General features: G+C 61.0%; 9 protein-coding genes, 1 tRNA gene and 3 pseudogenes. 11 read left to right on the top strand and 2 right to left on the bottom strand.

Annotated elements, in window-relative coordinates; genetic code table 11:
* Positions 1 to 187: 187 nt before the first annotated feature.
* From rpsP to ACE3S9_RS11690, 11 genes and pseudogenes are all read left to right on the top strand, one after another.
* A complete protein-coding gene (gene rpsP, locus ACE3S9_RS11740) occupies positions 188 to 544 on the top strand; it encodes a 30S ribosomal protein S16 (RefSeq protein ID WP_374546645.1) in 357 nt (118 codons plus the stop codon).
* A gap of 75 nt (positions 545 to 619) precedes the next feature.
* Positions 620 to 1,141: a ribosome maturation factor RimM gene (rimM, locus tag ACE3S9_RS11735; RefSeq protein WP_374546644.1), complete on the top strand. Its 522-nt coding sequence runs from the start codon at positions 620 to 622 to the stop codon at positions 1,139 to 1,141.
* Positions 1,142 to 1,143: 2 nt separating this feature from the next.
* On the top strand, positions 1,144 to 1,836 hold the full coding sequence (trmD, locus tag ACE3S9_RS11730; RefSeq protein WP_374546643.1) for a tRNA (guanosine(37)-N1)-methyltransferase TrmD: 693 nt from the start codon (positions 1,144 to 1,146) through the stop codon (positions 1,834 to 1,836).
* Positions 1,837 to 1,874: 38 nt separating this feature from the next.
* Positions 1,875 to 1,950: transfer RNA gene (locus ACE3S9_RS11725), tRNA-Thr, on the top strand.
* 107 nt (positions 1,951 to 2,057) lie between these two features.
* Positions 2,058 to 3,350 carry a tyrosine-type recombinase/integrase gene (locus ACE3S9_RS11720; RefSeq protein WP_374546642.1) on the top strand — a complete coding sequence of 431 codons (1,293 nt, stop codon included), beginning with the start codon at positions 2,058 to 2,060 and terminating at the stop codon, positions 3,348 to 3,350.
* 5 nt (positions 3,351 to 3,355) lie between these two features.
* Positions 3,356 to 3,760, top strand: a complete 405-nt coding sequence (locus ACE3S9_RS11715) for a hypothetical protein (protein ID WP_374546641.1) — start codon at positions 3,356 to 3,358, stop codon at positions 3,758 to 3,760.
* Positions 3,761 to 3,828: 68 nt separating this feature from the next.
* Positions 3,829 to 4,539, top strand: coding sequence for a hypothetical protein (locus ACE3S9_RS11710; protein ID WP_374546640.1), 711 nt, complete (start codon positions 3,829 to 3,831; stop codon positions 4,537 to 4,539).
* Between the two features lie 89 nt (positions 4,540 to 4,628).
* Complete coding sequence (locus tag ACE3S9_RS11705; protein ID WP_374546639.1) at positions 4,629 to 4,817, top strand: helix-turn-helix domain-containing protein; 189 nt, start codon at positions 4,629 to 4,631, stop codon at positions 4,815 to 4,817.
* Positions 4,818 to 5,022: 205 nt separating this feature from the next.
* Positions 5,023 to 5,340 (top strand): hypothetical protein, encoded by a 318-nt coding sequence (locus ACE3S9_RS11700; RefSeq protein WP_374546638.1) that lies wholly within the window; start codon positions 5,023 to 5,025, stop codon positions 5,338 to 5,340.
* A gap of 121 nt (positions 5,341 to 5,461) precedes the next feature.
* A pseudogene (locus ACE3S9_RS11695) lies at positions 5,462 to 5,737 on the top strand (transposase domain-containing protein); the annotation flags it as partial.
* Complete coding sequence (locus ACE3S9_RS11690) at positions 5,734 to 6,348, top strand: plasmid pRiA4b ORF-3 family protein (protein ID WP_374546637.1); 615 nt, start codon at positions 5,734 to 5,736, stop codon at positions 6,346 to 6,348. The pseudogene ACE3S9_RS11695 and the gene ACE3S9_RS11690, both read left to right, overlap by 4 nt.
* Positions 6,349 to 6,401: 53 nt before the next feature.
* Here ACE3S9_RS11690 and istB read toward each other — a convergent pair.
* Positions 6,402 to 6,848: pseudogene (gene istB / locus ACE3S9_RS11685) on the bottom strand (IS21-like element helper ATPase IstB); the annotation flags it as partial.
* Between the two features lie 201 nt (positions 6,849 to 7,049).
* Positions 7,050 to 7,148: pseudogene (locus ACE3S9_RS11680) on the bottom strand (recombinase family protein); the annotation flags it as partial.
* Between the last annotated feature and the right edge of the window lie 150 nt (positions 7,149 to 7,298).

The raw sequence follows: 7,298 nt of genomic DNA, 5'->3' as shown, positions 1-7,298 counted from the left end.
CAAGCCCTCGGGCCTGCCCGGACTGGGCGGCCTTTCGGGCCTCAACCCGTTCGGCAAGAAAAAATGAGTTTCGCCGCGCGGAACACCCGCGCGGAACTGCCGGAAGAGGGGCCGGCTGTTGCACGTTGATCGAACCGCCCGCCCCTCGGCGAAATCTCCCGCAAGGGACCATGCAAGGAAGAAAAACATGTCGTTGAAAATCCGTCTGTCGCGCGGCGGCGCCAAGAAGCGTCCGTTCTACCGCGTTGTCGTCGCCGACGCCCGTTCGCCGCGCGATGGCCGCTTCATCGAGAAGCTCGGCACTTTCGATCCGCTGGCGCCGAAGGATTCGGAAACCCGCCTCGTGCTCGACGTCGAAAAGGCCAAGGAATGGCTCGGCAAGGGCGCGCAGGCGACCGACCGCGTCGCCCGCCTGCTCGACGGCGTCGGCGCCTTGAAGCGCGAGCCGCGCAATAACCCGCAGAAGGCTCAGCCCAAGAAGAAGGCCCAGGAACGCGCCGCCGCCGCGGCCGCCGCCGAAGCCGCCGCCGCTTCGGCGGAATAAGCCGGCGCAGGCCAGGTTTCGGGCGCCGCCGCAGGAAAAGCGGCGGCGCCTGTTTGTTTTGGGGGCTTGCGCGATATGGACGACAAGGTTCTGGTCGGCGTTTTCGGCGCGCCCCATGGCGTGCGCGGCGAAATCCGCCTGAAGAGTTTTATGCAGAATCCCCTCGACGTTGCCGAACATGGCCCCGTGAACGGCGCTTCCGGGCGCGTGCATGACATCCTCTCCGCCCGCTTGCTCAAGGACGACCTGCTCGTCGTGCGAGTGAAAGGGGTCAACGACCGCGACGCCGCGCAAAAACTGACCCATGAAAAACTCTATCTGGCGCGCGAAAACCTGCCGCCGCCGGACGAGGACGAGTTCTATTGCAGCGACCTGATCGGCCTGCGCGCCGAGACGCCCGAGGGCGTGGCGATCGGCACGATCGTGGCGGTGCCCAATTACGGCGCCGGCGACATTCTCGAAATCGCCCCCCCGGCGGGCGAAACCCTGCTGCTGCCCTTTACGCGCGCGGTGGTCCCGGAAGTCGATCTCGCTGGCGGCAAGGTCGTCGTCGTCCCGCCCGCCGAGGCGGATGACGGCTCCGACCGGGACGCCTGACCATGTGGACGGCCAGCGTCTTCACGCTTTATCCCGAAATGTTTCCGGGCCCGCTCGGCGCCTCCATGGCCGGGGCGGCGCTGGAAAACGGACTGTGGGCTCTGGAGGCGAAAAATATCCGCGAACACGGCCTCGGCCGTCACCGGGCGGTCGACGACACGCCGGCGGGCGGCGGGCCGGGCATGGTGCTGCGCGCCGATGTGCTCGCGGCGAGCCTCGACGCCGGTGTGGCGCCGGACGATCCGCGCCCGCGCCTGCTGATGAGCCCGCGCGGAAAGGCGTTGAACCAGCCCGTGGTCCGCCAGTTCGCGGCGGGTCCGGGCGTGATTGTGGTCTGCGGCCGGTTCGAGGGCGTGGACGAACGGGTGATCGAGGGGCGCGGCCTGACCGAGGTTTCGATCGGCGATTACATCCTGTCCGGCGGCGAAATCGCGGCCTTGACCCTGCTCGACGCCTGCGTGCGCCTGCTGCCCGGCGTGATGGGCAAGGACGAATCGGGCGAGGACGAAAGCTTTGAGGGCGGCCTGCTCGAATATCCGCATTATACCCGCCCGCGCGACTGGGAGGGCCGCGCCATTCCCGACGTGCTGCTCTCCGGTGACCATGCGCGGATCGCGCGCTGGCGGCGCGAGCAGTCGGAACGGCTGACCCGCGCGCGCCGGCCGGATTTGTTGGGCAAAGCGGAAGAGGCTTGATCGCGCCTCGCAATCTGCTATGAGGACCAAGCCTTTTCGCCGCAATAGCTCAGCTGGTAGAGCACCTCATTCGTAATGAGGGGGTCGGGGGTTCGAATCCCTCTTGCGGCACCACTTCCCCTTCCGAGGCCGTCCGAAATCGTCCGCAACTGTATGAAAAACCATAGGAAACCCTGAGGTTTGGCGTCTCAGGCTGTTTTTATCCGTCCTATGACGTGCGCTTGCAGCCACAAAAAAAGCGGGTACGATTCCGGGGTATCGAGCCAGATACCCGAAAGGCGATACCCGCAATGCCTCTTACTGACGTGCAAATCAAAGCCGCGAAGCCCCGCGAGAAGCCCTACAAGCTGTCGGATGGCGGTTGGCTTTTCCTGCTGGTCAATCCGTCCGAATCGAAACTTTGGCGCGTCGCTTATCGGTTTGCGGGCAAAGAAAAGCTGCTGGCGCTGGGCTCATACCCGGAAGTTTCGTTGAAGGACGCCCGCGCCAAGAGGGACGAAGCGCGGGCGCTGTTGGCGTCGAGCATTGATCCTGGCGAGCAGAAAAAGGTTGAAAAGCTGGCGCGGGTATCGGCGGCGGGTATCACGTTCAAACTTGTGGCAATGGACTATAGCGACAAACTCCAGCGCGAGGGCCGGGCGCCGGCAACGCTGGCCAAGATCGAATGGCTTCTGTCGCTGGTTCTGCCGAAAATCGGAGAACGGCCCATAGGTCAAATTACGGCGGCTGAGATACTGGCCGCGCTTAAAGCGATTGAGGCGCGGGGTAATCTGGAAACCGCCAAGCGGCTGCGCGCGACGATCGGCGCTGTCTTTCGTTATGCCATCGCCACGGCGCGAGCGGAAACCGACCCGACGGCGGTGCTCAAAGGCGCGCTGGTCGCGCCCAAGACCAAGCATCGCGCCGCGATAACCGATCCTGTGGCGCTGGGCGCCTTCCTCCGCTCGCTGGACGCCTTTGACGGCCAGCCCGAAACCGTCGCAGCGCTGAAACTCTTGCCGCTGGTCTTTACCCGCCCCGGCGAATTGCGGCTGGCGGAATGGGTTGAATTTGATCTGAACAAGGCGGTTTGGACGATACCCGCAAGCCGGACCAAGATGCGGCGGGAACATCAAGTTCCGCTGCCGCGTCAGGCGCTCGCCATTCTGGAAGGCCTGAAAGAATTGACCGGCGGCGGGTGGCTGGTCTTTCCGGGCGTCCGCTCCAAAGATCGGCCTATCAGTGAAAACACGATGAACGCCTCGATGCGACGCATGGGCTTCACGCAAGAGCAAGTCACGGCGCACGGATTCCGCGCCACGGCCTCGACTCTGTTGAACGAGAGCGGAAAATTTTCCGCCGACGCCATCGAACGCGCCTTGGCGCATCAAGACCCGGACCCGGTTCGCCGCGCTTATGCGCGCGGGGCCTTTTGGGCTGAGCGCGTTGAAATGGCGCAGTGGTGGGCGGATTATCTGGACCGGCTCAAGAAGGGCGGCGAAGTCGTCAGCCTGCGCGCCGCCGGGCAGGATTGAGCGGCATGGGTGACGTGCTGCAATTGACGGGGCGGAGCTGCCCGATTTTCACCGTCTCGCGCGAAATCGTCGAATGGCGCGGGCGGACGTGTGAACGGCAGGTGACGATGATCCACTATCCCGATGGCGCCGAAGAGTGGTCCGGTCCTTACAAGACCAAGGCGGACGCCATCGCAATCACCGGCTACATCGCCAGCGCCGAAAGGAAGCGCCGGGCGGAACGCGCGGAATTTGCGAACGATCCCTTTTTCGGCTGCTTGAGGGTTTGTCGCCGGACGAAAGGCGTGCGCCGGCAATCCTACCGGCGCGCGAGAACGAGGGCTGACGCCGCAATTCCTGCGGATATCCTGTGTTCCCTCTTTGTCTCAGGTCGTCCTTGCCGGTATGATGACGCTCGCGCGGACAGGTAGGCCAACTGAATGCCGGGACGCATCGCCCGGTTTCCGCATGTTCTTGCGATGCCAGCGGATGCGCGCCAGTGGATGACGATTTTCAATCACGAGACAAAACCGGATTCAATGACGTTACGAAGGCTTATAAGGCCGACCCGTCCATTCAAAATTACGTAAATCTGCGAAAACTAAATCCTGACATAGAAATCGAAATAGCAACTAACCAAGGGATGGAATTTGTTCTTACACACGAAAATGAAATAAGAGATTTACGTATTGATCCATCTGACTGGTGCTTGTGCCTTGACGCAGATGAGAATGCTCAATCAAGATTGAGCTTATTGATGATAGAAAAAATAATTGATCGTGATAAAATTATCAGTTCTGGAAAGACACATACTGTCTCACGGCATAACGCTATTGGAGACGCCTTCGTTAATTATTTCATTAGATCCTGTCTCGACGCCTTAAGTTGGAATGATGACTTAACAATAAGCAGAGATTTGATCGTCCTTATAAAGCATCAGCTGCATATTTTTAACAACACTACCGATGATGACGTGGAAAAAAAACGAAAGGCATCCAACGCCGCAATGATTGCTGCTCAGTTGCTGTCCAAAGGAGTTGAGCCGTCATATCGTCTCATTGGAAGTATCCTTGGTGTCTCGGCATCGACGGTGAAGAGATGGTTTCCCAATGGCGACTTTCGAGAGAGAACACAGCACTATGCTGGCTGGTTTGAAAATGGCCAATTGAAACCGCTATTTGCGCGGAAGAGAGAAAAAAATAAGTCGTAATGCACGTCGCGTTGCGTGCAAATGATCGTGCGCAACGGGTTTCTGTGGAGATATCTGAAGACCGCCCTGGCTAACTAAGGACGGTCACAATGCGAACAAATCCTGACAACGAAAAACGAGCGTTTCACGTCAAAGAAGCTGCTAAGACCTACGGCTGGTCGCGTTCGACGCTTTACAAAATGATGAAAGATGGGACGCTTCGCAGCGTCCGCATCGGCGGCAGGCGCCTCATTCCGCGCGACGCACTTGAAGCTCTGCTGAACGGGGGCGCGCAATGATGGGCGCCCCAAATATGCGAAGCCCGGCGACGCTGGCAGGCGGCAACCGGGCGGAAGTCTCTATTCGCAACAACGACACTTCTACCATCGCCGACTCCAATCGGGAAGCGAATTTCGCCGTGCTTTACATCGCTCGGCGCTCTCGCCTTTTGCCCTGTCTTGCGCAAGCCGTCGCCATTCTGGCGGACCTGGGGAGGGCGCTGTCATGAATAGCGCTCTCGACTTCGACAAGATCAACGCTGCGGCGCTGGCGGCTTTCCCTGCCGTGCTGAATCGTCTCCTGCCCGGCGGCAAGACCATCGGGCGGGAAGTGCTGGCGCTGAATCCTCGCCGGGCGGATCGGCGGCTCGGCTCATTCAAGGTCAATCGCTTTAACGGCAAATGGTGCGATTTCGCCACCCGCGACAAAGGCGGCGATCCCGTTTCGCTGGTTGCCTATCTGGCGGAGGTTTCGCAGGGCGAGGCGGCGCGACTGTTGGCGCAAATGCTGGGGCTGGAAATCGGAGGGCGCCGCAATGGATGACCATTCCGACAAATTCGCCCCTTTGACCGATGCGGAAATTTCCGCAGGTACGAACGAATGTCCGCAAGCCCAACGCGCGCGCGAGGCGCGGACCATGTGTCCGCCAGATGATGCCGAACATGGCCGCGTCTGCCTGACCAACAATGCCGCCGAACGGGCGTTGCGGGGCTTCGCTCTCGGCAGAAAGGCGTGGCTCTTCGCTGGTTCCGACCGGGGCGCCGATCGCGCCGCCTTCATGGCGACGTTGATCACGACCGCCAAACTCAACGACGTTGACCCGCAGGCGTGGCTTGCCGATGTCCTCGCCCGCATCGCGGACACGCCCACGACCCGGCTCACCGAACTTCTTCCCTGGAACTGGACAGCGGCGCAGCCGGCAATGGCGCTGGCGTCATGAGCGGCGCTGAACGCATCGCCCGCCTGCACATCCGGCTTGATGATGCCGAGCCCGTCATCTGGCGCCGCGTCGAAGTTCCACTCACCGCGAGCCTGAAGGGCCTGCACGACGTCATCCAGGCGGTCATGCTGTTCGAGGATTATCATCTCTTCGAGTTCCGCGTCGGCGAAAGACGGTACGCCGTGCCCAATCCCGAATGGGATCTTGGCTGGGAGACTTATGCCGCGCGCAATGTCCGGATCGGCGCCTTGATCGAGCGCGGCGTCAATGCTTTTGCCTACACCTATGACTTCGGCGACGACTGGCGGCATTCGATTACGGTCGAAGGCGTCGTCGACGCCGATCCAGCCCTTGAATACCCACGCTTCGTCGAAGGCGAGCGCCGCGCGCCGCCGGAGGATGTCGGCGGCGTTCCCGGATTCGAAAACTTCCTCGAAGCCATGGCGAAGCCGCGCCATCCCGAACATCGCCAGGTCAAGCAATGGTATGGCGGTCGTTTCGACCCCGGCGATATCGCACGCGACGCCATCAATCAACGCATCGCCAAGCTCGTCCGACGCCGAACACTCGGCAAAGCCGGATTCCTAAAAAGCCAGAACCGCCAGCACTGATCAGACGCCAGCGTTCCCGCGGCCCTCACCGGAGGGTTACTGTTGGTTGATGGTCAGGAGCGGTTCTTGAAGCGCCAGCTCTCGTTTCCGGTCTCGACGATATCGCAGTGATGCGTGAGCCGGTCGAGCATGGCGATGGTCATTTTGGCGTCGCCAAAGACCTGCGGCCAATCGGCGAAGGCGAGATTGGTCGTGATAATGATCGAGGTGTTTTCATAAAGCTTGCTGATCAGATGGAACAACAGCTGCGCGCCGGCGTGGCTGAACGGCAAATAGCCGAGTTCGTCGATGACAATCAAATCCTGACGTAGCAGGGTTTCGACGATCCTGCCGCTTTTCCCTGCGGCTTTTTCCTGTTCGAGCTTATTGACGAGATCGACAAGATTGAAGAAACGGCCTCGCGCGCGGGCGCGAATGGCGGCGGCGGCGATTGCGATCGCAAGATGGGTTTTGCCCGTGCCCGTGCCGCCGATCAGGATGAGATTGCGCTTGGCGTCGATGAGCGAGCGCGGGATTTCCCGGGCTTCAACGCGATTCGCTTCGTCGCCGTTCTCGAGGGCGGCATGAAGTTCTTCCCCGTATCCGGGTTGCGGAGGAAGTGTTGACGGTTCCAAATCAGGCGGCCGATGTACATTCTGGTTGTTGAGAATTCCGGTGCCGCGCTTGGCGTTGCCGTTGATCGTGGAAAAGCCCCATGCGCCGCCGCCTGGCACCGGCACGCCTTCCCAATTGAGTTCCATCGCGATGCGTCTGCCCGACTTGCCGGCCAGATAATCACGAAAGATGCGGACGATGATCACCGCTTGGCTTGGATTGATTGTTCGCGCGCCGCGTTCAACTTGCCATTAGAGCGGATTCGCCTTAATCCGGGTCATATCCAGCGGCGGCAAAGAAGTTGGCGCATTCTTGCGGCGTGAAGGTGGGCAGGATCGCGCTGAACGCGGCCCAGA

Source organism: Rhodoblastus sp. (assembly GCF_041915505.1).
In the GTDB taxonomy this organism is placed as follows: domain Bacteria; phylum Pseudomonadota; class Alphaproteobacteria; order Rhizobiales; family Beijerinckiaceae; genus Rhodoblastus.
This window is presented reverse-complemented; position numbering and strand designations above follow the sequence as displayed.

Excerpts from the sequence above, each read along its gene's own strand:
- ACE3S9_RS11690 (WP_374546637.1), top strand. The coding sequence starts at position 5,734 with ATGAGCGGCGCTGAACGCATCGCCCGCCTGCACATCCGGCTTGATGAT.
- rpsP (WP_374546645.1), top strand. The coding sequence starts at position 188 with ATGTCGTTGAAAATCCGTCTGTCGCGCGGCGGCGCCAAGAAGCGTCCG.
- ACE3S9_RS11715 (WP_374546641.1), top strand. The coding sequence starts at position 3,356 with ATGGGTGACGTGCTGCAATTGACGGGGCGGAGCTGCCCGATTTTCACC.
- ACE3S9_RS11705 (WP_374546639.1), top strand. The coding sequence starts at position 4,629 with ATGCGAACAAATCCTGACAACGAAAAACGAGCGTTTCACGTCAAAGAA.
- ACE3S9_RS11700 (WP_374546638.1), top strand. The coding sequence starts at position 5,023 with ATGAATAGCGCTCTCGACTTCGACAAGATCAACGCTGCGGCGCTGGCG.
- rimM (WP_374546644.1), top strand. The coding sequence starts at position 620 with ATGGACGACAAGGTTCTGGTCGGCGTTTTCGGCGCGCCCCATGGCGTG.
- trmD (WP_374546643.1), top strand. The coding sequence starts at position 1,144 with ATGTGGACGGCCAGCGTCTTCACGCTTTATCCCGAAATGTTTCCGGGC.